Source organism: Acetobacter musti (assembly GCF_011516835.1).
GTDB lineage: Bacteria > Pseudomonadota > Alphaproteobacteria > Acetobacterales > Acetobacteraceae > Acetobacter > Acetobacter musti.
On record NZ_WOTB01000021.1, the window covers coordinates 19,083 to 40,779 of the forward strand.

Genomic DNA, 21,697 nt, shown 5'->3' on the forward strand with positions numbered 1-21,697 from the left:
GTATCTTTGGTTTCCGGACAAGCCGGCGTCTGCTGTGTGGCGCGGGTGTGAGCGAAGGATGTTTCTGATGCCGAAAGTGCTGGTTCTTTATTATTCGTCTTACGGGCATATCGAGAAGATGGCGTATGCCGTGGCGGAAGGTGTGCGGGAAGCTGGGGCTGAGGCCGTTGTGAAGCGGGTGCCGGAGCTGGTGCCGGAAGAGGTGGCGAAATCCGCTCATTTCAAACTTGATCAGGATGCGCCTGTGGCGACGGTGGCGGAACTGCCGGAGTATGATGCGATCATTCTCGGGGCGCCGACGCGGTTTGGGCGGCTGCCGTCGCAGATGGCGAATTTCTGGGATCAGACGGGTGGTCTCTGGGCGAAAGGGGCTCTGATTGGCAAGCTCGGGGCGGCGTTCACGTCGACGGCCAGCCAGCATGGCGGTCAGGAGACGACGCAGTTTTCGCTGCTGACCAATCTGATTCATCATGGGATGATTGTCAGCGGGCTGCCTTACAGCTTTGCGGGGCTGACGCGGCTGGATGAGGTCGAGGGTGGCACGCCTTACGGGGCGTCGACGATTGCGGCGGGGGACGGCTCACGGCAGCCGACGGTGACGGAGCTGGACGGGGCGAAGTTCCTGGGCAGCCATGTCGCCGGGATTGCGACGAAGCTGGCCTGATTTCAGGTTCAGAGAGTGCATTTTGATAAAGCTTTGAAAGAATAACAAAAGTTTTTGGTGAAGCTTTTTTCAGAAAGCTTCAGAAGACGCCGCCTTTTTGAAAAAAAGCGGCACCCGGAAACTTCTTTGTAATTTCAAAGAGGTTTCGCGAGCAGGATTATGTGGGTTCGCTGGTGTCGCAGCGGACCCAGGGGGCTGTGGGCAGAATTTCGGACAGGTAGTCCATGAGGATCTGGACGCGTCTGGGGCGCAGAGCGTTGGGCGGGGTGACGAGGGAGATTCCGATCGGGGGCGCCTGCCAGTCGGGCAGGATCTGCTGGACGCGGCCTTCCTGCAGGGCTTTCCAGATCATGAATTCCGGAAAAAGACCGTATCCGAAGCCGGCTTCCAGCGCGGGCAGGAAGGCTTCGGCGTTGTTCGAGCGGAAGCGGGCGCTTTGCGCGAGGGTGGTGCTGTCGCCGTTGCGATGTGTGAGTCGCAGGGTGCCGGGGGCGGATGTTCCTGTGTAGACGAAGCCTTTATGGGGTTCGAGGTCGCGCGGGGCGCGGAGCGGAGCGACGGCGCTGATCCAGGCCGGGCTGGCGACGAGGAGCAGGCGGACGGTGCAGAGTTTGCGGGCTCTCAGCGAGGAATCGGTGAGGGTTGCGATGCGGATGGCGAAGTCGAAGCCGTCGGCGACGACGTCGACGAGGGAGTCGCTGAAATCGATGGCGACGTCGACATCCGGGCAGCGGGTGAAGAAGCCGGGCAGCAGCGGCGAGAGGTGGTGGATGCCGAAGGTCATTGGCGCGGCGATCCGCACGAGGCCGGTGGGGGTGAGCATGGTTTCCCGTGCTTCGGCTTCCGCGATTTCGGCTTCGGCGATGACCTGGCGGGCGTGGGGCAGGAGCTGGCGGCCCATCTCGGTGAGGGAGAGCTGTCGCGAGGTGCGGCTGAAGAGCGAGATGCCGAGCGCGGTTTCCAGCCGGCTGATGGCTTTGGAGACGGTGGGTTTTGACAGGCGCACGTCATCGGCGGCTTTTGCGAAGGAGCCGTGTTCGGCGACTTTGGCGAAGATGGCCCAGGCTTCGAAATCCGGGAGTCTCATGTGGCGTCTGTTTCCGGTTGTCCGGGGACAATGTCTGCCCCGGTTTGCCCGTGATGGCGAGGGGGATTAGGCTCGGAGGAGGCTGCCTGCGCCCGTGATCGTGGCCGGATTGCCTTGTAAGCGGCTTACCTGTAACGGCCTGGCCACAACCGGAAAGATGACCTGTGTATCAGGGAAACGACATGAAATCAGTGAGGCAGGTCTGTGCGGATCGGTCCCGTAAGGCGGGTGGAGCGGGTCTGCTTCCGCGCCTGGGGTGTGTGCTGGGGGTGCTTTTCACGGTTTCGGCGTGTCAGACGTCTTCTCCGGTGGTGGATATGCGGCCGACGCCGCATACGCTGATTTACACTTATCTGATGGCGCATGGGATGGCGCGCGGGACGGTGATGTCCGGGGATATTACGCCGCCGCAGCTTACGGGGCTGCTGGTGGCGGACCGGGCGGCATTGCTGGCGGTGATGAAGGAGACGGCGTATCCGTCAGGGGCCAATCTGGTGGCGGCGAGCCGGGCGGTGCAGCAGTTGCTGGCGGCGACGCAGCCATCCGATTACGGGGCGGCGTCACCGCACAGGCCGCCGGGGCAGTAACGGGATCTTTCTAACGGGATTTTTCTGTCGGGTTCAGACAGGCGGCAGAGCAGGGCTCTGCCCCGCTCCCGGAAAGGATCGCGGGCCCCTTTACCCCTTTTGATTTAACAAATCGGGATCAAAGGGACTGTGTCCCTTTGTGGGGCGCGGGGCAAAGCCCCGAAAGGCTGCTGCGCTTGCTGTAATCGCCTTTTTTAGAGGCTTTTCTGGCAAAGCGAAGATGCGTGCGCCTGGTCTGGCGGATCAGCCTGGGGCGGCTGGTTTTGTGTCTTTTCGCAGTCTTTTTTCGCCGAGCAGCAGGAGGAGCGGCGCGGCGATGAAGATGGAGGAGGAGGTTCCGACGACGATGCCGAACAGCATGACCCAGGCGAAGCCGGAGAGGCTGCTGCCGCCGAAGATGGCGAGCGGCAGGGCGGCGAGGAACACGGTTGTGGATGTTCCCAGTGTGCGGTTGAGGGTTTCGTTGATCGAGAGGTCGATCAGTTCGCGCAGCGGCATGGTGCGGTAGCGGCGGAGGTTTTCGCGCACGCGGTCATAGACGACGACTTTATCGTTGGTGGAGTAGCCGAGGATGGTGAGGATCGCGGCGACCATGACCAGGTCGAATTCGAAATGGGTGAGGACCAGGAAGCCGACGGTTTTGGTCAGGTCAAGGACCAGGGTGATGACGGCGCTGAGGGCGAACTCCCATTCGAAGCGGAACCAGATATAGGCGAGGATCATCACCAGGCTGAGGCCGAGGGCGAGCAGGCCGTTGCGGAACAGTTCGGCCGAGACGGAGGCGCCGACGGCGTCGGCGCGGACGACGGTGGCGCCGGGCTGGGCCTCCGTGACGGCGTGACGGACCTGATCGATGACGGCGTTGGTGTTGGTGTTTTCGTCCGCGCCGAGGCGGATGAGCACGTCGTTGTCGCTGCCGAAGGCCTGCACGCCGGCGGCTTCGATGTGGTGGGCGGCGAGGGCGGTGCGGATTTTTCCGAAATCGGCGGGCCCGTTTGTGCGGGCCTCGACGACGATGCCGCCTTTGAAGTCCAGTCCGAGCGTGAGGCCGGGGTGGAAGAACAGGATCACTGACGCGAGCGACAGAACGGCCGAGGTTGCGAGACCGAGGAAGCGGCCGCGCATGAAGTTGATGTGTGTGTCGCTGCGGACGAAACGCAGCAGGGGACGTCCAAACATAACGCTTCGGCCTAGACGGGAAGGGTGGAGGGGCGGGTAAGGGCGTACCAGCGCACCATCAGGAGGCGGGAGAGCAGCAGCGTCGAGAACAGGGTTGTCGCGATGCCGATGGTGATGGTGAGCGCGAAGCCGCGGACCGGGCCGGTGCCGAAGACGAACAGCATGACGTGGGCGAGAAAGGCCGTGGCGTTACTGTCGAGGATGGTGGCGGTGGCGCGCTCGAATCCGGCCTGCATGGCGGCGAGCGGGGTGCGGCCGCGTTTCAGTTCCTCGCGGATGCGTTCGACGATGAGGATGTTGGCGTCGACGGCCATGCCGAGGGTGAGCAGCATGCCGGCCATGCCGGGCAGGGTGAGGGTGGCGCCGAACAGGGAGAGGATGGCGAGCATCAGGACCAGGTTGGCGAACAGGGCGACGTTCGCGTACCAGCCGAAGCGGCCGTAGAACAGGGCCATGAACACGATGACCAGCAGGAAGCCGACGAGCAGGCTGAGAGCTCCGGCGCGGATGGAATCGGCGCCGAGGGACGGGCCGATGGAGCGTTCCTCGGCGACGGTGAGCGGCACGGGCAGGGCGCCGGCGCGGAGCAGGAGGCCGAGATCGGTGGCTTTGCGGGCGTCGAAATTGCCGGTGATGATGCCGTTGCCGCCGGTGATGGCGGAGCGGATAACGGGGGCTTCGATGACCTTGTTGTCGAGGACGATGGCGAAGCGGCGTCCGACATTGGCCTGGGTGACGGCGGAGAAGGCGCGGGTGCCGGCGGAGTTCAGCGTGAAGTTCACGGCCCAGCCGCCGGTCTGTTCGTCGGTTGTGGCGCCGGCGTTGACGAGATCGGCGCCGTCGACGTCGATATGGTCGCGGACGGCGAGGGTCTGTCCCGGTGCCTCGGTGAGCGGGAGCATGGTGTCGCCGGGCGGGGCGACGGTGGCGCCTGGCGCGGTTTCGTCGACGAGGCGGAAGGTCATGCGGGCGGTGGTGCCGAGCAGGGACTTGATGTGTTCCGGGTCGCTGATGCCGGGGAGTTCGACGATGATGCGGTCTTCGCCCTGACGGGTGATTTCCGGGTCGACGGCGCCGGTGGCGTCGATGCGGCGGCGGACGATTTCGATGGCCTGGGTGACGGCTTCATGAGCGCGGGTTCTCATGGCGTCTGGCGACAGGGTGAGCGCGATGCTGCCGTCCGGGCGGGCGGCGACGGTGAATTCGTCGGCGACGGCGCGTGGCATGTCGCTGAGTATTTTCAGGTCACGGTCTTTTTCGGACGGGTCGCGCGGGCGGAAGGAGAACTGGCCCTGTTTTGTGTCGAGGGCGATGTCCCGGTAGCCGAGGCCGGCGGCGAGCAGGGACTGGCGGGCCGAATCCGAGAGGCTCTGGAGGCGGTCATGGGTCAGGGACGACAGATCGACCTGCATGAGCAGGTAGGAGCCGCCGCGCAGATCGAGGCCGAGATGGATCTGGGGCCAGGGGATGGAGGCGGCGGGTTTGCGGACGAAGTTGGGCACGCACAGCAGCAGTCCGGCAAGACAGGCGGCGATGACGGAAAACAGTTTGGCCCGGCTGTAATACATCATCGTGCGGGGAACCGTTCTCTGTCCTGCGGACAGGGGCTGATGCGCTGTGTGTGGACGACCACTTATGCCTCTTCTGCCGGTAAGTTTATGGCGGCGGGAACATGCAGGGCATCGGCCCGGAATGCAACCGCTTCGCGGGTGGGGAAGGACGTCGTTGTCTGTTCTCCTGATTGTGGCGGGTGGCTGCGGCGGGACGGTGGCTTTGCGGCGGGGTGGACGGGCGAAGTTTCCGGACCGCCGGTGAGGCGGGCGTGGGCCGGATGGGTGTGCTTTCCGGTTGTGGCGGCGGGTTCGTCCGGCGGGTTTCGTTACACTTTGTTATTATAGTGGAGGGGCGGTCTGTTCAGGTGGCGTGGCGGTGGCGCTGCACGATGAAGTGGCCCGGGCCGGCGACGGCGAGTGCGATCAGGCCGCCGGCGATGCTGATGTTTTTGTAGAAATGAATGGTCATGTCGTAGCGGAGCGTTCCGGTCATGGTCCAGAAATGGTGACCGATGAAGGCGGTGACGACGGTGTAGGCGGCCAGCAGGACGGCGAGCGGGGTGACCCACAGGCCGAGGATGAGGGCGAGGCCGGTTCCGAGTTCGGCGAGGATGGCGATCAGGGCGGAGAGGGTCGGGAAGGGTGATCCGGTCTGCGCCATATAGGCGATGGCGCCGGAATAATCCGAGAGTTTGCCCCAGCCCATGACAATGAACAGGGAGGACAGGGTGACGCGGGCGGCAAGGAGAGCTGTGTCGCGGCTGAAAAGGGTTCTGTTCATGACGTGTATCCGGTTGCGGAAAGGGGGTAGCTGAAGCGGCGGGTGGTCGCTGCTGCCGGTGTCATGACGTTATGATCGGTGGGGGCTGGTCTTATATAGAAACGATGGAACGATACTGTTTCTTTTATTTTGTTTTTGGGTGGGGGGTGATTGCCGTGTGCGCGTCGGGCGCTCCGGGAGAGTGGGGGTTATGAACTGGAAAGACTGCGAGGCGAGATGCCGCCCGGGAGGTTTTGGTGAAGCGGGGCGGTAGCTGGTTCCGGTCCGGACGTGGGAGTGCTGATCCGGAAGGCGGATCAGTCTGCGAAAATCGGGGGCAGAGCTGTGTCTTCAGGGAATGTTGCGTGTTGTCTTCGGGCCGGGAGGCGCGGGAAGGTTGCGGGGAGGCAGGCCCAGGGCTTTGCTCAGACGGATTTTGACCTCGTTTTCGTTCAGTTCTGTTCTGACGTAGCGGAGGCCGGCGGCTGAGGCGGTGTCGGCTTTTGTCTGATCCTGGTAGTAACTGACGGTGAGTTTAGCCAGGGCCGGAGCGCTTGCCGCGATGCAGGCGGTGAGTTCGGGGGGCAGGGTCATGCCTTCGGTCGCGACCGGTGTTGCGATGCAGGGCAGGCCGGCGGCCCAGCTTTCGAGCACCTTGCTTTTGATGCCGGCGCCGAAGCGCAGGGGGGGCGATGGTCAGGCGGACGGTTCGCAGGAGTGCTGTGAGGTCCGAGACGTGGCCGAGGACGCGGATGCCGGGCAGGCTGTCCATGCGGACGATGACATCGGGCATGGCGCTGCCGATCAGGAGCAGTTCGGTGTCCGGAATTTCCCTGCGGATGAGAGGGAAGATGTCATCGGCAAGCCATTTTGCCGCATCGAGGCTGGGGGCGTGGCCGTAATGGGCGACGAAGGCGATGCCGTGTCGTTCGGGGAACGGGAGCGGGGCGGGTTTTTCGGGGATGTGCCAGGGGACGACGTGAATGCTGGCGGTGGGGACGGCGCGGGCCAGCAGGGTGGCCTCGACGGGGGAATGGGTGATGACGGCGTGGGACGACCACGCCGCCATATGTTCGCGCACGCGTTCCTGGCCGGCGAGTGTCCGGAGTTCCGGGCGGCCTTCGATGGCGGCCTGACGTTCGATGCGCAGATGGGCGAGATCGGCGACGGAGGAGATCAGGCGGGCGCCGGGCATGTAGTGCCGTGTCAGGGCGAGGTAGCGGGAGGTGTTGGAGAGACGGTGGAAGTAGACGGCGTCGAACGCGCCGGACTGGATGCGCAGGAGTGTTTCCACGTTGGGGTATGTCGGCTTGCGGAAGCAGGTGATGCCGAGTTTTTCGAGTTCCTGTGTCGCGGAGGGACCGGGATCGACGGCTGAGGCGACGAAGCAGACTTCGTGCCCGAGCGCGCGGGCGGCCTGCATGTGCGAGAGGAGGGCGCCGGAGCCGGCGTCACGGGTCGGGTCGGGGGCGCGGTCGTCGATGAACAGGATTCGCGACGGGGTGGGACCGGCGGCGGTCCGGGTTCTGGTGCCGGTTCTGGCACCGGTTTGGGGGGCGGCAACGGGACCGGTGGCGGGACTGGTGACGGAACTGGCGGCGGGGCGGGAGGCCTGGTGGCGTTCCGTGGCGAGGAGGCGGGCGTCGTCGCGGCCCTGATGGCGGCGGAGGCTGTCCAGTTCGGCGGAGAGGAATTCCAGGGCCTGTTCGCGGTGCGTGGCGGAGGCGATGCCGGCGAGGGTCTGCCGGACGTGCTGGCGGAATGTTTCGTTGAAGCGTCTGGTGGCGGCGAAATGGAAGGGGGAGCCGGGCAGGTTCTCGCCGGTTTCGGCGCAGATGACGGTGACGGTGTGATCGGTATCGGCGGAGAGGGGCGGCGAGAGGGGAATGTCGAAGCCGTAGCGGCCGTCGCCGAGGCCGCTGTCGCGCAGATCGGCTCTGAGTCGGTTGGCGAGGACGCGCCGGATGAGGGCGCCGTCGACGGAAACGGTGACGCCCAGCCTGGTCTCGGGGGCGCTGTCGTCGCGGAGCCAGCCGGCGATCCGGTCCCGGCCGACGACGTCGACGCAGGCGCGCAGGGAGACGGGGCCTGGGAGGGAGGGGGTGTCTCCGGTGGTGTTCTGGGCCTCGCCGGTGGCTGCGTCTCCGGCGCGGTTCAGGGGGACGCGGGCGTGCAGGACGATGACGTCGAAAGCGGCGGGGGATGTTGCCGGGGCGGTGGTTTCGGGGATGAGGAAATCGAAGGCGTGGTATCCGTCGGCGTGACCCGGAATGACCAGGTCCGGGCGGAAGGTGTTTGCGGGACCGCGCGCGACTTCCTCGCCATGCCAGAGCACGGCGACGGTGAGAGGGGATGCGGGGCCGGCGGTTTTTCGTGCCCAGCCGGCGAGACGCCAGCCCTGTCCCGGGAGGGGGGCGATGACGTCGATGAAGCCGGTGATGGCGTCCTGCGTGTGGCCGTGGGGCGCCGTGGTGGCGGCCTGATGCAGGTGCGGGGGTGGGCGGTCTGCGGACATGGGGGGAGAGTCGCAGAAAAGACTGAATGTTTTGCCAACGAAGGAACTGTGGGGGCGGGGGCGAGGGATGTGGAGCGGGGTTTTCGGGGCGCTGCCCCGGCCCCGCAAAGGGACGCGGTCCCTTTGATCCCGGTTTGTTCAGTTAAAAGGACCGGGGACTTTGGAGGGTGTTCAGACCCTGCGGACACTTTGAATTTTGAAGCTTGACCGGGGCGGTCCGCGTGCTCATGACCGGAGGCATGACGATCGCCGAAAAACAGCACACTGTCAGACGGAATATTGTGGACGCCGCCCGCCCTCTTATCGGGGCGCGTGGTTTTTCCGCTGTCGGCATTTCACAGATTCTCGAAGTGGCGAAGATTCCGAAGGGCTCTTTTTATCACTATTTCGAATCGAAAGAGGCGTTCGGAGAGGAGCTTCTGCGGAGTTACATCGAGGACTATCTGCATAAGATGGACGACGTGTTCGCCTCGGCGGACCGTGACGGACGGGCGCATATCCTCGCTTATTGCCAGTTCTGGCGCGACACGCATTCAGGCGGTCAGGACGGCGATAAATGCCTCATCGTCAAGCTGGGGGCGGAAGTGTCGGATCTTTCCGAGCGGATGCGGGCCATCCTGGAGAGCGGCACCGCGCAGGCTGTCGAACGTCTGGCCCGGATTGTCGGGGCCGGGCAGGAAGACGGGTCTGTTCCGTCATCGGTGATGCCGCACGACTTTGCCAGCATGCTTTATCAGACCTGGCTGGGGGCGACCCTGATGGCACGGATCGTTCGAAGCTCACGCCCATTTGACTATGCATGGATGGATACAGTCCGGTTTCTGGATGATACAGGTCATTGACAGCGGAGGGGTGGTTTTCGCGCCCCGATTCTGTAGTCGACCGGTCTAATAATAGTAGACCGGTCGACTATTTAGATCCGAAAGGAGACGGGAACATGCCGGACGGTCTGCATCAGCCGGGAGGGGCACTGGCGGTCTCAGGTGGCTTCGTCGTCGCGATGATCGCGGTGGCTGACGTCATGGCCGGTCGTGCCGGAACGTTACGCATGGCTTCCCGGACACGGCGCCGGGTGCCGGACGCGGTTCAGGTGGAGAAATCCGCCGCGAGCGGCGGGAAGGAACAGTCCGGCTGTGAACTCTTTCGGAACACACCGCCATTTTCAATCCAGAGCCAGACGAGGTAGATATGGCCTACGCGACCACCAATCCCTACACGGGCGAAGTCGTAAAAACATTCCCTAATGCAACGGATGAGGACGTTAAAGGCGCTCTTGCCCGTGCGCATGAGGCGTTTGAAAAATGGCGGGAGACGCCGTTCTCCGAGCGTGCCCGTGTGATGAATGCGGCGGCTGCGATTCTGCGCCGCGATATCGACAAATATGCACGCCTGGCCACGCTGGAGATGGGCAAGACGTTTGCGGAGTCGAAGAAGGAAGTTATTCTTTCGGCTGAAATATTCGAATATTATGCGAAATATGCTGTTGAGCTTCTGAAGCCGGAGGCTCTGCCCGTCGCCGATCCGGCGGAAGGAAAAGCGGTGCTGGTTCATGAGCCGCTTGGAATTGTTTTCGCGATCGAGCCATGGAATTTCCCGTTTTATCAGGTGGTGCGCATTGCGGCTCCTCAGCTTTCGGCCGGTAACGCCGTTCTTCTGAAGCATGCTTCCAATCTGCCTCAGTGTGCCGCGATCTGCGAGGATCTGATGAAGGAGGCCGGGCTGCCGGACGGACTGTTCCGCAATCTGTATGCGGCGCGGCCTCATACGGAAATGATCCTGAACGATCCTCGTGTCTGCGGGGTTGCGCTGACGGGATCGGAAGGGGCTGGTGTGATTATCGCCGGTGTTGCGGGTAAGGCGCTCAAGAAAGCGACGATGGAGCTCGGCGGCGCGGATGCCTTTATCGTTCTGGATGACGCAGACGTTGAAAAGGCTGCGAAATGGGCGGTCATGGGGCGTCACTGGAATGCCGGGCAGGTCTGTGTTTCGGCCAAGCGTATCATTGTGCATGACGCGGTGTATGACCGTTTCCTCGATCTCTACAAAAAAGGTGTTGCGGAGCTAAAGGCCGGCGATCCGATGGACCCGTCCACGACGCTTGCGCCGCTTTCCTCGCAGGGTGCGAAGGACGATCTGATCCGTCAGGTTGAGGAAGCGAAGAAGCATGGTGCTGTGGTTGAGGAAATCGGGAATCCGGTTCCTGAGAAGGGGGCTTTCTTCCGGCCGCTTCTGATGACCAATCTGCATGAGAACAATGCAGCGCGGCACTGGGAGTTTTTCGGTCCGGTCACGCAGCTTTATCGTGCGAAGAATGAGGAGCACGCGATCCGGATCGCCAACGACTCTCCTTATGGACTTGGCGGAGCGGTCTTCACGAAAGACGAGGCGCGGGGTGCGCGGGTGGCGTCGAAGATCCGCACGGGCATGGTGTTCATCAATCATCCGCTGATCCCGAAAGCGGATCTTCCTTTTGGCGGCATCGCGCGTTCCGGTTATGGCCGTGAGCTTGTCGGACTTGGCATCAAGGAATTCGTCAACCACAAGCTGATCAATATCGTCGATATTGACGCGCCGGCCTGACGAACGGCGGCGTTTTCTGCCGGGGTTCCGGCTGACCTGAGTGATCGGGGCGGCCGGAAACCGTGGCAGTTTTCTGAAACAATATGACCAGACCGGCGGAGGACGCATGGTGTCTCCTGCTGGTCCTCCACGCTCCGGGGGAATGCGCTGAACGGCGCACAGGTATTTGCTGTCTGAACAGATACATATTTTGTAATTCAGGTAATAATCGCGCGGATATTATTTAATAATATAGTAATATTGGCTTTGTTTTAAGTTTTAAAAATAAATACGCATTTATTTCTTTCCGGAGCACACTTGTACGGGGCTTGAGAGACCAATGGCGTCCAAACCTGAAATCCTTATCGTAGGCGGCGGTGTCGCCGGGCTTTCGCTTGCCACTCAGCTTGGCAGATCATTAGGGAAAACCGGCAAAGCCCGCATCACTCTGATCGACCGGGGGTTTTCTCATGTCTGGAAACCCATGCTGCACTGTTTCGCGGCCGGGACTGTGGTGAATGAAAACGACCGCATCAGTTTCATCACGCAGGCGAGCGGGCATCACTTTGAATTCTGGCCTGGTGAGGTTGTTTCTGTTGATCGAGAGAAGCGCGAGGTCGTTCTGAGTCCGTTTCATGCCGCGGACGGGAGTCTCGTGCTGGAGAGCCGGACGATGAAATACGACACCATCGTTCTGGCGATCGGCAGCTGCGCGAATGATTTCGGGACGCCGGGTGTTAAGGAACATTGTCTGTCCATCGACAATCTTGTCGAAGCCAACGCGTTCAATGAAAAGTTCCGCATGGAACTTCTTCGTGCGTTCGCGGACAGTTCCGAACTGGATATCGCCATTGTCGGCGGCGGGGCGACCGGGACGCAGCTTGCCGCCGAGTTGCATAAGGCGCTGGATATTGTCGATCCTTACAGTCTGCATGCGTTTGGCAAAACGCCGCCGGCGCTGCGGATTACGCTGCTTCAGTCCGGCGCCCGTATTCTCCCGGCCTTTCCGGAATCTGTCTCCGTTGCCGCCAGGGCGGAGCTGGAGCGCATTGGCGTGACGGTCCGGACCGGGGCGCGGGTTGCCGCGGCGGATGCGGGCGGTTTCATTCTGAAGGATGGCACGCATGTTCCGGCCAGGCTGCGGGTCTGGGCGGCGGGGGTCAAGGCGCCGGAGGTGACAAAGACTTACGGCGGGTTGTCTCTCAGCAAATCGGGGCAGATTCTTGTAAAACCCAGTCTCTGCTCGGTCGATGACGAGAATATTTTTGCCATGGGCGATTGCTGTTATGTCGCGGACGATCCGCTTCCCGCCACGGCTCAGGTTGCCAGGCAGCAGGCGAATCATCTGGCGCGGCATCTTCCGGCCTGGATCGAGCGGAAGCAGGCAGTCTTGTCCTGTGTGTTTCAGAACAAGGGCGCCATTGTCGCGCTGGGGACCTATAACGGGTGGGCTGCTTTTCCGGGCGGCTCGGTGTAGGGTGGCGGTCTGACGCATGGTCTGCTGGCCCGCATCGGGCATGTCATGCTCTATCGTCAGCACCAGATCGCCCTGTTCGGGCTGTTCCGGGGTCTGCTCTCATTCTTTACGGAATGGATGGAGACGTTTGTGAGGCCTTCCGTGCGGCTGGACTGATCGATCCGGTGATGTGAGGGTGATGTCTTTGCAAACCATTTTGTCAGGGGCTGTTTTAAAAGCCTGTTGTCATATCATCGGGCAATTATAAAAGAAGTTTTTGGTGAAGCTTTTTTCAAAAAGCTTCAGAAGACGCCGCCTTTTTGAAAAAAGGCGGCACCAAGAAACTTTTATTTTTTTGTCACGGTTTTGTCGCTGAGCGCCTTTATGCGGCGGCGTGCTGCGGCTCCTCCTGGCCGGCGCGGGGCAGGATGGCGCCGGTTTCCAGGTCGATGACGGTTATCAGTTCCGGCGGCATGGGGTGAGGCAGCGGGAAGGTGAAGCCGGATCTGCCGCTGTATCGTCCGCCTTCGGTCAGGTCGGCGCGGAAGCGGTCGGCGGTGACGATGCCGATGTCCCTGCCGCCGCAGCGGATCAGCAGGTTGCGGGGTTCGTCGGGGAGAGCGTCACAGCGGACCCAGCCTTCGACGGTGGCGGGACCGGCGATGTCGGTGAAGCCTCTGACGGTGTAGCCGGCGGCGAGGGTCTGGCCGATGCCGGCGAGGCGTGTGCGCAGGGCTTCGAGGGCGGGACCGTCCTCGATCCGGGGCAGGCAGAACCGGCCGGAGGTTTCCGTGTCGCGGGCGGGCGGGGCGTCGGGATAGAGGGCGCCGAACTCTTCGGCGTTGTGGAACATGTTGCGGCTGCCGTCATCGACGAAGGTTTCGGAGGGCGCGCCTTCGGCGAGGATGATGTCGTGGGTTTCGAGTTCGATATGGATGTAATCGATGTGGTCGGTCTGCTGCATCTGGACGATGGAGGTGCCGTTGAGCAGCAGGCGGGCGGGGACGAGGGTATTGTCGAGCGCCATGGCGTGCAGCGGCGAGATGGTGAGGGTCCGGCGGGGCAGGCCGTCGCCCAGGGCGCCGGGGCGGATCATGACGGGCATGATGTCGGGGTTGCCGCGGGCGAAGCGGCCGTCATAGCTGCGGCGGCCGATCCAGCGAATCGGGCGGGCTTTACCGGAGGCGGTGAGGACGAGGTCGCCGATGGCGAGGTCCTGCACGGGGCGTTCGCCGTCCGGTGTGGCGATGAGGGTGCCGGGGCAGTAGCAGGGGACGCCGTAGGTGATTTCCGTTCCGCCGTCCGGGGCCATCTGGAAATAGAATTCCGAGCCGAATGTGCCGGAGAGGTGGAGGCTGACGGTTTCGCTGCCTTCCGTGACGGTCAGGGTGCCGTCGGGACCGATGAGTCCGGTGTCCGGGCTGGTTGCGGAGAAGGCGAGGTCGGAGATGACGATCGAACTCACGGTGCTGACCCAGGTGGGTGTGGGCATCGCGGGACTGATGTTGACGACGCTGCCGGTGGCGTCGAAGCCGCTGATGGTGAGCGACGTGATCATGGCCATCGAGGCGGTCAGCACCGAGCCGGTGGTGATGTTCGACGCATAGGGCGTGTTGGCCGCGAGGGGCGCGAAGGTCAGGGTTCCGGAATAGAGGGCGCCGGTTTCCAGGGTGAGGCCGCCGCCGCTGAGCACGACATTCGAGGCTGAGCCGCCGGAGAGGACGTCCATGACGCCACCGGTGCTGATGGTGGTGTGGATGGCGGCGCCGCCGGAGGAGACGATCTGGGAGACCTGCCCCTCCGTCAGCTCCGTGGTCATATGCATCTGCCAGGAGGTCTGGGCGCCGCTCAGGGTTGTGTCGATCGCGGTGCCGCCGTTTTCGACGTATTGGGTGGCGCCGGCGTAGACGGGGTTGTTCCACGGGCTTTCGTAGCCGGTGGCGAGGGTGACGAGGGTGCTGCTGGCGACGCCGCCGCTGTCGACGATCTGGCTGCCGGTGAACGGGGTAGGGAAATAGGAAGTACTGGCGTCGGTGATGACGGTGCCGCGGATGGTGGCGCTGGTAACGGTGCCGCCTTCGATGTCCTGGGTTCCGCCGTTGACGAGTGTGCCGCTGGCGGTTCCGCCTGACAGTACGGTTGTTGTGCCGCCGGATGCGACGGCAGTCTGGATGGCGGTGCCTCCGGCGCTGATGGTTTCCGAGCCGCCGCCGTCGACGATGTTCTGGATTCCGGTTCCGTCGATATAGAGGCGGCCGCCGTCGAGGATTTCGGTCTGGATGGCGGTGGTGCCGGCGGAGATGACGGCGCCGTCGCCGGCGGAGACCTGGGTGGAGGTTGCGCCGGGGCTGATCACGATATTGGTGTAGCCGGAGGGAGCGCCCCCCAGGGTGAGGATGGCGGCGCTGCCGTCGGGCTGTTCGGTCAGGGTGAGGCCGGCGCTGCCGTAGTCGAGGCCGCTGCCGAGACTGATGGTTTCGATCAGCGTGCCGCCCGATTCGATGCGGAGCTGCGAGCCGCTGCTGATGTCGAAGGTGGCGCCGGAGGTGAGGCCGGAGAGGACGATGCTGTCGCCGGAAGCGAAGCCGGAGACGGTCAGGGCGGCGGGGAGCGATCCGCCGAGGACGAGGGTTTCGGGGCCGGATGCGGTGAAGCCGAAGCTGATATTCGCGGCGTCCTGTCCGTTGGCGACGATGACGGTGCCGCCGCCGATGTCGATGGTGCCGGAGAAGGCCGCCAGCGCGCCGGAGGCGAAACGGACGGTATCGTGAGGGCCGGTCTGTTCGATGAGGCCTGCGCCGCTGATCTCGCCCTGGATGGTGCTCTGGCCGCCGAAGACGAGGGTGCCGTTATTGATGACGGAGGCACCGGTTTCGATGGTGTCGTCTGTGGCGACGGCGCCGGCGGAGAGACTCTGCTGTCCGCCTGAGGCGATGGTGACCTGGTTTGCGGTGGCGGATGACATGAGGATCTGGGTGCCGCCGGCATCGACGGTGCCGCTGGCGACGCCGATGCCGAAGAACACAGTCTGGGTGCCGCCGCTGATGATGTCGAACTGTGTGTCGGCCGGGCCTCCGGCGGCGGGGGCGGCGAGGATCTGTTCGGATGCCGAGGGGCCGCTGATGACGGTGCCGGTCGCGGCGCCGCCATTGAGCTGCAGCGTGCCGCCGGAGCCGACTGTCAGTCCGGCGGCGCTGGTGCCGTTTCCGAGCAGGAGGGTTCCGCCGGAGAAGGCGGATAGCGGGACGGCGGCGGAGGTGATGGAGACCGAGCCGCCTTCGAGGATGAGGGAGCTGGTCTGGGCGGCGGAGATGGTGATGTTGCCGCCTGTGCCTGCGATGAGTGTTCCGGCGCTGGCGCCGGAGGAGAGGACGAGGGTGCCGCCTTTCAGGACGGTGGCTTCGCTGATTGTGGCGCCGGATGTGGCGGAGACGGTGCCGGATGTGACCTGGACGCTGTTTTCGGTTCCGCCGGCGGCGATGATTTCGGTGGCGGGGCCGGCGGAGGTTCCGAGGAGTGTGGTGTCGCTGGCTGTGCCGCTGACGAGCAGGGTGCCTCCGCCGACGACGGTGGCGCCGGTGATGGTTTCGCCGGCGGAGACGAGGGCTGTCTGTCCGCTCACGATCCAGGCGCCGGAGGTGGCGGGTGTTGTGACGTCAGAAGAGGCGCTCGTCATTACGATCTGTTCCCGTTACGGTTTGCGGCGTGGCCAGGCGGTGTGTTTCCGGCCGGAAAGATGTCTGAACCTGATTCGGGATGGTACAGACGGCTGACTGACGGGCAGTGTTTCATCTTTTGTCCGGCGGCACGCGTTAAAAGGTCGGAAATCACCGTTAAAAGAGTGTGTCAGTTTCGTTAAAGCGACGTTTTTCTGCCTGCTGAGACATGGATTTATGCTGTCTGGCTGAATTGTGCGGTGCGGAAGTGGCGTGTGGGCCGCGACGGTTGCTTGACAGGGAAAAGCCGTATCGTTAGCAAGCCGATGCACCCGATCCTGAGGTGTGAATGACCGAGGACAGAACTTCATTTGAAGACCGCCTCCGTGCCGCGCAGACGCGTGTGGCCGGAAAGCAGCCTGCGGAGCAGCAGCCGGACAGCGAGGACAAATCGATCCTGGCTCTGGCGGCGCGGGCAGGCAGCGAGATGCTGGGTGGTCTCATTGCCGGAGTTCTGATCGGGTGGGGTCTGGACCGATGGTTCCACTACCGCGCTCTTTTTCTCGTGGTGTTCGCGCTGCTGGGTGGTTGTGCGGGTATTCTGAATGTCTGGAGGCTGGTAAAGCCGCCGGGCACGGATGAGAGAGAATCCTGAGAGGTCATCTCGGGCCGGGGAGAGAAGGCGTTGGCGAGCGGTTCAAGTATCGACGTGCTCGGGCAGTTCGAGCTGCATCCGGTACTCGGTGGTCTGGGAGAGGCGGTCCGTCTCAGTCAGTCTCCTGTCTATATGGTTATCGCCTGCGCTCTGGTGCTTGCGTTTCTGTTCTACGGGATGAAGCCTGCCGCGGTTGTTCCGGGGCGGCTGCAGGCGGCGGCGGAAATCTGTTACGAATTCGTGCGGAATCTGGCGGTCGATACGATCGGTCCTGAGGGGACGACGTTCTTTCCGTTCATCTTCGCGCTGTTCTTCTTCATTCTCGCCGGTAATTATCTCGGCCTGATCCCGCATTCCTTCACCTTTACCAGCCACATTGCGGTGACATTCGCGCTGGCGATCATGGTGTTCGTGATCTCCATCATCGTGTCGCTGAAGGTGCAGGGTTTCAAATTCTTCGCGCATTTCATGCCGGCCGGCGCGCCTGTCGCGCTGGCGCCGCTGCTGGTGCCGATTGAAATTCTTTCGTTTCTGTCACGTCCTGTCAGTCTGTCGATCCGACTGTTTGCCAACATGGTGGCCGGGCATGTGATGTTCGATATCTTCGCAAGCTTCGTCATCATGCTGGCCGGTCTGGGCTTCATCGGTGATGTGCTGGCGGTGGGTCCGATCGTGATCAATATCGCGCTGATCGGTCTTGAGTTGCTGGTCGGAGTTCTGCAGGCCTATGTGTTTGCGATCCTCACCTGCATTTATCTGCGAGAGGCCGTCGCTCACTGAGGCGGCTCTCCTGTCAGTCAACGTGTTCGTCAACCAGGGAAGTATACAACAATGGACATCGCTGCAGCCCGTGAAATCGGTGCCGGTATCGCCGTGATTGCTCTTGCCGGTGTCGGCATCGGGCTTGGCAACATCTTCTCGACGCTGGTCAGCAGCATTGCCCGTAACCCGGCGGCCCGCCCGCATGTGTTCGGTCTTGGCATGCTGGGCTTCGCGCTGACGGAAGCCGTTGCTCTCTTCGCCCTGCTGATCGCCTTCCTGATCCTGTTCGTCTGAGGGCGGAGGAACGTCTCGTGCGCTTACCGGTCACTCTGATTCGTCACTCCCTGCTGGCAGGGATTTCGGGTCTGCCGCTCATCGTGGCGGCTGCGCCCGGCGCGCACGCGGCGGGCATGCCCCAGCTGGATTTCAAAAATCCGCTCGTGACCGGCCAGGTCATCTGGGGCGGTATCATTTTCCTGTTTTTCTATCTGGCGCTTCGTGGCTGGGCTCTGCCCCGCGTCGAGACGGTTCTGAAGAACCGTAACGAACGGATCACCGGAGATCTCGATCAGGCTCATGCGGCGAAAGTTGAGGCCGACAAGGCCGTTCGTGAGCTGAATGAGACGAAGAAGGCGGCTGCGGCGCAGGCGCAGGCTCATCTGGACAGTGTCCTTGAGCAGGAGCGGGTGTCGGCGGCGCAGCGTCTTGCCGAGATGAATGCGAAGCTTGAGGCGGAAATTGCGTCGGCGGAAGCCGGTGTGGCGGCCGAGCGTAAGCGCGCTCTGGAATCGCTTCGTCCGATTGCCTGTGATGTGGCGGAATCGCTGGTTCAGCGGATTACGGGCAATGCGCCTGACCGTGCGGCGGTCGAGGCTGCGGTGGCGAAGGTTGCCGGGGCTGGCGTTTCTGGTCAGCCTGCCGCCGTCTGACGCGACGAACAGAGACGTGACGAGGGGATAACGTCGGTGTCTAATCTTTTTCATGAACCGGTCTTCTGGTTCGCCGTCTCATTTGTTCTGTTTTTTGTTATTTTTGGCGCGAAGATCTGGAAGCCTCTGGCGGCGCTTCTGGACGCGCGGGCCGACCAGATCCGGGTTGAGCTGGATGAGGCGGCGCGGCTGCGGCGCGAGGCCGAGCAGATGCTTGAGGATGCGACGCGTGAGCGTGAGCAGGCTTATGCGGAGGCGAATGCCCTGATCGAGCAGACGCGCAAACAGGCTGAGGATCTTGCCGGCAGGGCGCGTCAGGACGCGGAAGACATGCTGCGCCGGCGCGAGCAGATGGCGAAGGACCGGATCGCGGCGGCCGAGCGCGCGGCGCTTGAGGAAGTGCGGGCGGCGGCTGTCGATGCGGCTTTTGACGGCGCCCGTCTTGTCATTCAGCAGTCGCTTCCGGCCCAGACGTCCTCGGACATGGTGGACAGCGCCATTGCCGGTCTGCCTGCTGCTCTCTCCTCGCGTGCCGCCTGATCGTTGGCGGGACGTTGAAGGAAGACGATAAAGTTGCCGGCGTGGCCTCTGACGGGGGGGCGCCGGTGCTGAGTATCGTGATTGCCGTGCTCAATGAGCGCGAGAATATTCCATCTGTCTGCCGCGAACTTGCCGGTGTTCTGCCGCTGCTGCCGTCCACCGAGATCATTTTCGTCGATGACGGGAGCATGGACGGCACCATTCTGGCGCTGACCGGGGCGCGATCTGAACCGGGTCTCGAAAATCTGCGTATTCTCGCGCATGACCGTCGCTGCGGGAAATCCGGGGCGATGCGGACCGGGGTGCGGCATGCGCGCGGGACGTGGATTGCCACGATTGACGGGGATGGTCAGGACGATCCGGCGGAGATACCGGCGCTTCTTGAGCTGGCGCTGACCGGCGCGGCGCGGGGCAGGGCGCCGCTTGTGGTCGGGACGCGTCCGAAGCGCAGCGACACGGTCTGGCGGCGGATTGCGACACGGTTTGCGAACGGGCTGCGTCAGCGGCTGCTCGATGACGGGTGCCCGGATACGGGTGCGCCGATGAAGGTCTTCCGGCGGTCGGACTTCCTCGATCTGCCTTATTTCGAGGGGCTTCACCGGTTTCTGCCGGCTCTGATGCAGAGCTATGGCGCTCCGCTTCTCTGCCGGCCGGTGCATCACCGGTCCCGTCTTTACGGGCAGTCGAAATATACGAATTTCGGTCGGGCCGTTGTCGGGGTCCGTGATCTGCTCGGCGTGATGTGGCTGCGGAACCGGACGAGACTGCCGTCGTCAGTCCGGGAATGCTGAAGCGGGCTGGCGGAAAGGTTTTTCTCCGGCGTTCCCTGGCCGTGCGGCTCGGTTTGCTGGCGTTTGCCGTTTTTTTTCTTCTTCTTCCGGGCCGGGCGTCGATTCCGCCGTTCGATCGCGATGAGCCGCGCTACATGCAGGCGACGGCCCAGATGCTGGAGAGCGGAAATTTTGTCGATGTGCGGTTTCAGGATAAGCCGCGCTATCTTCAGCCGGCCGGGATTTACTGGCTGGAAGCGGCGGCTGTCTCCCTCTCCGGGACGCTGAGGCAGCGGGAGATCTGGGCGTATCGCGTTCCGTCGCTGCTGGCGATGACGGCTGCTGTCGTGCTGACGGCGCGGATGGGAGCGCTGCTGTTCACGCCGGCGGCCGGTCTGATGGCCGGGGTGCTGCTCGGGACCTCGGTTCTGGTGACGGCCGAGGGGCGGATGGCGACGATCGACAGCACGCTGCTGCTGGTTGTCGTTCTGGTTCAGGCTGTGCTGCTTCGTGTGTTGCGGGACCGGGCGGCGGGGCGTCCGACGCCTGTCTGGACGGCGGTGCTGTTCTGGGGCGCGCTGGGCTGCGGGCTCATGCTCAAGGGGCCGGTGATTCTGATTCCCGGGCTTGGCACGCCGCTGGCCTTTGCGTTTGTCGAGCGGGAGTGGTCCTGGCTGAAGCGGCTCCGGCCCGGCTGGGGATGGCTGGTGATGCTGGCGGTTGTTCTGCCGTGGTGCATCGCGATTGGCGTTGTCAGCCATGGGGAATTTTTCCAGCGGGCCGTGGGGCGGAATTTTCTTGGCAAGATCGGCCATGGCCAGGAGGCGCATGGGGCGTTTCCGGGCTATCATCTGGCGGTTTTCGCGATTGCCTTCTGGCCGGGATCGTTCTTCGCGGCGGCGGCCATTCCAGTCATCTGGTCCTGGCGGGCGTCCTGGAAGGTGCGGTTCCTGCTGTGCTGGATCGTGCCGCACTGGCTGGTGTTCGAACTGATCGCGACCAAGCTGCCGCATTATGTGCTGCCGGCCTATCCGGCGATCGCCATTCTGACTGCGGCGGCGCTGCAGGCCGCGGGGAATGAGTGGACATTCTGGCGGCGTTCCGTCTGGGGCCGTATTCTGCTCGGGTTTTACGGGGTTGTCTGTGCGGCAATCGGGATTGCGCTGTCGGTCGCCGGCATTGCGCTGACGAAGGTTCTCGTCGGGCAGATTCCCGTGTCGGCCTGGCTTGCGGCGGGCGGCAGTCTGCCGCTGCTGGCTCTGGCGGTGCGGGAGGTGGTCCGGGGACGGCTGTGGCAGTCGGCGATGTGTTCGGCGGCATGCGCGGTTGTGATCTATATGGGGCTGTTTCTCGGCATTGTTCCGCGCCTGGACGAGATCTGGCTGGCGCCGCGTATCGCGGATCTTGTTGATGAATACAGGCCGTGTCCTGCGACGGAAGTTGTTTCAAGCTCGTTTTCAGAGCCCAGTCTTGTGTTTCTGATGCATGGGAAAGTCGAGCTCCGGAATGCTCGTGAGGGCGCCGCGATGCTGAGTCGCAATCCGTCCTGCGGTCTGGTGCTGGTGGACCGGCGCGACTTCGCGACGTTCCGGGAGGCGCTGTCCGGGAAGGGCGTTCACGAGGTGGAATATGGCCGGGTGAGCGGCTTTAACTATTCTACTGGCAAATGGCTCGATCTTGGTCTTTACGGCGCAGCTTCTCCCTGAGGCTGGCGCTGCGGGCGGCGTGTCCGTCTGCTGACATCAGCGAGAAGGGGCGGGGCGCGCAGGTATAGCCGGGAAGGCGGCGTCTGATTTTCACCGGGGCGCGGCGCATGACGAGGGCGCGGCTGCGGGCGTCGAGAGTGTCCCATGCGGCGCCGGGGGTGCTGGCGTTCGCGGGAAGGTAATCCGGTCGTCCGACGAGCAGTGCGATGGCGACGCGTTCGCTGAGGGTGGTCATCTGCCACAGGATTTCCGGGCTCAGATTTCCTGTCATGATCAGGCGTGCTGCTTCCGTAACCCGCATCTCCGGTTTCCTTCTCTC

Annotated in this window: 20 protein-coding genes and 1 pseudogene; 13 read left to right on the plus strand and 8 right to left on the minus strand. The window is 63.4% G+C overall.

The genetic code is table 11. The features are described 5' to 3' along the window. Positions 1-67: 67 nt before the first annotated feature. Positions 68-664 carry an NAD(P)H:quinone oxidoreductase gene (wrbA, locus tag GOB93_RS14525; RefSeq protein WP_173584232.1) on the plus strand — a complete coding sequence of 199 codons (597 nt, stop codon included), beginning with the start codon at positions 68-70 and terminating at the stop codon, positions 662-664. 157 nt (positions 665-821) lie between these two features. Here wrbA and GOB93_RS14530 read toward each other — a convergent pair whose 3' ends face one another. Continuing rightward, positions 822-1,751 carry a LysR family transcriptional regulator gene (locus GOB93_RS14530; protein WP_173584233.1) on the minus strand — a complete coding sequence of 310 codons (930 nt, stop codon included), beginning with the start codon at positions 1,749-1,751 and terminating at the stop codon, positions 822-824. Positions 1,752-1,933: 182 nt separating this feature from the next. On the opposite strand from GOB93_RS14530, the gene GOB93_RS14535 reads away from it, so the two are divergent. Then, positions 1,934-2,338, plus strand: coding sequence for a hypothetical protein (locus GOB93_RS14535; RefSeq protein WP_173584234.1), 405 nt, complete (start codon positions 1,934-1,936; stop codon positions 2,336-2,338). A gap of 243 nt (positions 2,339-2,581) precedes the next feature. Here GOB93_RS14535 and secF read toward each other — a convergent pair whose 3' ends face one another. The 5 genes from secF to GOB93_RS14560 all read right to left on the minus strand — a co-directional run bounded on the left by secF (position 2,582) and on the right by GOB93_RS14560 (position 8,345). After that, a complete protein-coding gene (gene secF / locus GOB93_RS14540; RefSeq protein WP_173584235.1) occupies positions 2,582-3,517 on the minus strand; it encodes a protein translocase subunit SecF in 936 nt (311 codons plus the stop codon). Between the two features lie 11 nt (positions 3,518-3,528). Next, positions 3,529-5,085 carry a protein translocase subunit SecD gene (gene secD / locus GOB93_RS14545; RefSeq protein ID WP_456304267.1) on the minus strand — a complete coding sequence of 519 codons (1,557 nt, stop codon included), beginning with the start codon at positions 5,083-5,085 and terminating at the stop codon, positions 3,529-3,531. Between the two features lie 346 nt (positions 5,086-5,431). Next, entirely contained in the window at positions 5,432-5,851 is a 420-nt protein-coding gene (locus GOB93_RS14550) for a DoxX family protein (protein WP_173584237.1), read from the minus strand. Positions 5,852-6,181: 330 nt separating this feature from the next. Further along, complete coding sequence (locus GOB93_RS14555; protein ID WP_173584238.1) at positions 6,182-6,424, minus strand: hypothetical protein; 243 nt, start codon at positions 6,422-6,424, stop codon at positions 6,182-6,184. Further along, positions 6,366-8,345: a glycosyltransferase family protein gene (locus tag GOB93_RS14560; RefSeq protein WP_173584239.1), complete on the minus strand. Its 1,980-nt coding sequence runs from the start codon at positions 8,343-8,345 to the stop codon at positions 6,366-6,368. Before GOB93_RS14560 ends, GOB93_RS14555 begins: the two co-directional genes overlap by 59 nt. Before the next feature lie 239 nt (positions 8,346-8,584). Between GOB93_RS14560 and GOB93_RS14565 the strand changes: the two genes are divergently transcribed. The 4 genes and pseudogenes from GOB93_RS14565 (at position 8,585) to GOB93_RS14580 (ending at position 12,537) form a co-directional block, all read left to right on the plus strand. After that, positions 8,585-9,187 (plus strand): TetR/AcrR family transcriptional regulator, encoded by a 603-nt coding sequence (locus GOB93_RS14565; protein WP_173584240.1) that lies wholly within the window; start codon positions 8,585-8,587, stop codon positions 9,185-9,187. Between the two features lie 95 nt (positions 9,188-9,282). Then, entirely contained in the window at positions 9,283-9,531 is a 249-nt protein-coding gene (locus GOB93_RS14570) for a hypothetical protein (protein WP_173584241.1), read from the plus strand. Between the two features lie 2 nt (positions 9,532-9,533). Beyond that, positions 9,534-10,925, plus strand: coding sequence for an NAD-dependent succinate-semialdehyde dehydrogenase (locus GOB93_RS14575; protein WP_173584242.1), 1,392 nt, complete (start codon positions 9,534-9,536; stop codon positions 10,923-10,925). Between the two features lie 319 nt (positions 10,926-11,244). Further along, positions 11,245-12,537, plus strand: a pseudogene (locus GOB93_RS14580) (NAD(P)/FAD-dependent oxidoreductase). Between the two features lie 205 nt (positions 12,538-12,742). On the opposite strand, the gene GOB93_RS14585 reads toward GOB93_RS14580, so the two are convergent. Beyond that, the gene (locus GOB93_RS14585; RefSeq protein ID WP_173584243.1) at positions 12,743-16,036 is read right to left on the minus strand and encodes a Hint domain-containing protein; all 3,294 of its coding nucleotides are present in this window, start codon (positions 16,034-16,036) and stop codon (positions 12,743-12,745) included. Between the two features lie 329 nt (positions 16,037-16,365). Between GOB93_RS14585 and GOB93_RS14590 the strand changes: the two genes are divergently transcribed. The 7 genes from GOB93_RS14590 to GOB93_RS14620 are packed head-to-tail and all read left to right on the plus strand — an operon-like array spanning position 16,366 to position 21,378. Then, positions 16,366-16,671, plus strand: coding sequence for an AtpZ/AtpI family protein (locus GOB93_RS14590; RefSeq protein ID WP_173584244.1), 306 nt, complete (start codon positions 16,366-16,368; stop codon positions 16,669-16,671). Between the two features lie 30 nt (positions 16,672-16,701). Then, on the plus strand, positions 16,702-17,451 hold the full coding sequence (locus tag GOB93_RS14595; RefSeq protein ID WP_173584245.1) for a F0F1 ATP synthase subunit A: 750 nt from the start codon (positions 16,702-16,704) through the stop codon (positions 17,449-17,451). Positions 17,452-17,502: 51 nt separating this feature from the next. After that, the gene (locus tag GOB93_RS14600) at positions 17,503-17,727 is read left to right on the plus strand and encodes an ATP synthase subunit C family protein (protein WP_146886574.1); all 225 of its coding nucleotides are present in this window, start codon (positions 17,503-17,505) and stop codon (positions 17,725-17,727) included. Between the two features lie 17 nt (positions 17,728-17,744). Continuing rightward, positions 17,745-18,362 carry a F0F1 ATP synthase subunit B family protein gene (locus GOB93_RS14605; RefSeq protein WP_338422386.1) on the plus strand — a complete coding sequence of 206 codons (618 nt, stop codon included), beginning with the start codon at positions 17,745-17,747 and terminating at the stop codon, positions 18,360-18,362. Positions 18,363-18,398: 36 nt separating this feature from the next. After that, a complete protein-coding gene (locus GOB93_RS14610) occupies positions 18,399-18,902 on the plus strand; it encodes a F0F1 ATP synthase subunit B family protein (RefSeq protein WP_173584246.1) in 504 nt (167 codons plus the stop codon). Between the two features lie 14 nt (positions 18,903-18,916). Then, positions 18,917-19,693, plus strand: coding sequence for a glycosyltransferase family 2 protein (locus GOB93_RS14615; RefSeq protein WP_194300076.1), 777 nt, complete (start codon positions 18,917-18,919; stop codon positions 19,691-19,693). Next, entirely contained in the window at positions 19,687-21,378 is a 1,692-nt protein-coding gene (locus GOB93_RS14620) for an ArnT family glycosyltransferase (RefSeq protein ID WP_173584267.1), read from the plus strand. Before GOB93_RS14615 ends, GOB93_RS14620 begins: the two co-directional genes overlap by 7 nt. Here the strand turns inward: GOB93_RS14620 and GOB93_RS14625 are convergent. Beyond that, positions 21,329-21,679: a hypothetical protein gene (locus tag GOB93_RS14625; protein ID WP_173584247.1), complete on the minus strand. Its 351-nt coding sequence runs from the start codon at positions 21,677-21,679 to the stop codon at positions 21,329-21,331. The two genes, GOB93_RS14620 and GOB93_RS14625, sit on opposite strands and share 50 nt — an antisense overlap. Positions 21,680-21,697: the final 18 nt, after the last annotated feature.

What these genes read in the sequence shown, in the direction of transcription:
- wrbA (WP_173584232.1), top strand. Translation starts at nt 68, where the DNA reads ATGCCGAAAGTGCTGGTTCTTTATTATTCGTCTTACGGGCATATCGAG.
- GOB93_RS14530 (WP_173584233.1), bottom strand. Translation starts at nt 1,751, where the DNA reads ATGAGACTCCCGGATTTCGAAGCCTGGGCCATCTTCGCCAAAGTCGCC.
- GOB93_RS14535 (WP_173584234.1), top strand. Translation starts at nt 1,934, where the DNA reads ATGAAATCAGTGAGGCAGGTCTGTGCGGATCGGTCCCGTAAGGCGGGT.
- secF (WP_173584235.1), bottom strand. Translation starts at nt 3,517, where the DNA reads ATGTTTGGACGTCCCCTGCTGCGTTTCGTCCGCAGCGACACACACATC.
- secD (WP_456304267.1), bottom strand. Translation starts at nt 5,085, where the DNA reads ATGTATTACAGCCGGGCCAAACTGTTTTCCGTCATCGCCGCCTGTCTT.
- GOB93_RS14550 (WP_173584237.1), bottom strand. Translation starts at nt 5,851, where the DNA reads ATGAACAGAACCCTTTTCAGCCGCGACACAGCTCTCCTTGCCGCCCGC.
- GOB93_RS14555 (WP_173584238.1), bottom strand. Translation starts at nt 6,424, where the DNA reads ATGACCCTGCCCCCCGAACTCACCGCCTGCATCGCGGCAAGCGCTCCG.
- GOB93_RS14560 (WP_173584239.1), bottom strand. Translation starts at nt 8,345, where the DNA reads ATGTCCGCAGACCGCCCACCCCCGCACCTGCATCAGGCCGCCACCACG.
- GOB93_RS14565 (WP_173584240.1), top strand. Translation starts at nt 8,585, where the DNA reads ATGACGATCGCCGAAAAACAGCACACTGTCAGACGGAATATTGTGGAC.
- GOB93_RS14570 (WP_173584241.1), top strand. Translation starts at nt 9,283, where the DNA reads ATGCCGGACGGTCTGCATCAGCCGGGAGGGGCACTGGCGGTCTCAGGT.
- GOB93_RS14575 (WP_173584242.1), top strand. Translation starts at nt 9,534, where the DNA reads ATGGCCTACGCGACCACCAATCCCTACACGGGCGAAGTCGTAAAAACA.
- GOB93_RS14585 (WP_173584243.1), bottom strand. Translation starts at nt 16,036, where the DNA reads ATGACGAGCGCCTCTTCTGACGTCACAACACCCGCCACCTCCGGCGCC.
- GOB93_RS14590 (WP_173584244.1), top strand. Translation starts at nt 16,366, where the DNA reads ATGACCGAGGACAGAACTTCATTTGAAGACCGCCTCCGTGCCGCGCAG.
- GOB93_RS14600 (WP_146886574.1), top strand. Translation starts at nt 17,503, where the DNA reads ATGGACATCGCTGCAGCCCGTGAAATCGGTGCCGGTATCGCCGTGATT.
- GOB93_RS14620 (WP_173584267.1), top strand. Translation starts at nt 19,687, where the DNA reads ATGCTGAAGCGGGCTGGCGGAAAGGTTTTTCTCCGGCGTTCCCTGGCC.
- GOB93_RS14625 (WP_173584247.1), bottom strand. Translation starts at nt 21,679, where the DNA reads ATGCGGGTTACGGAAGCAGCACGCCTGATCATGACAGGAAATCTGAGC.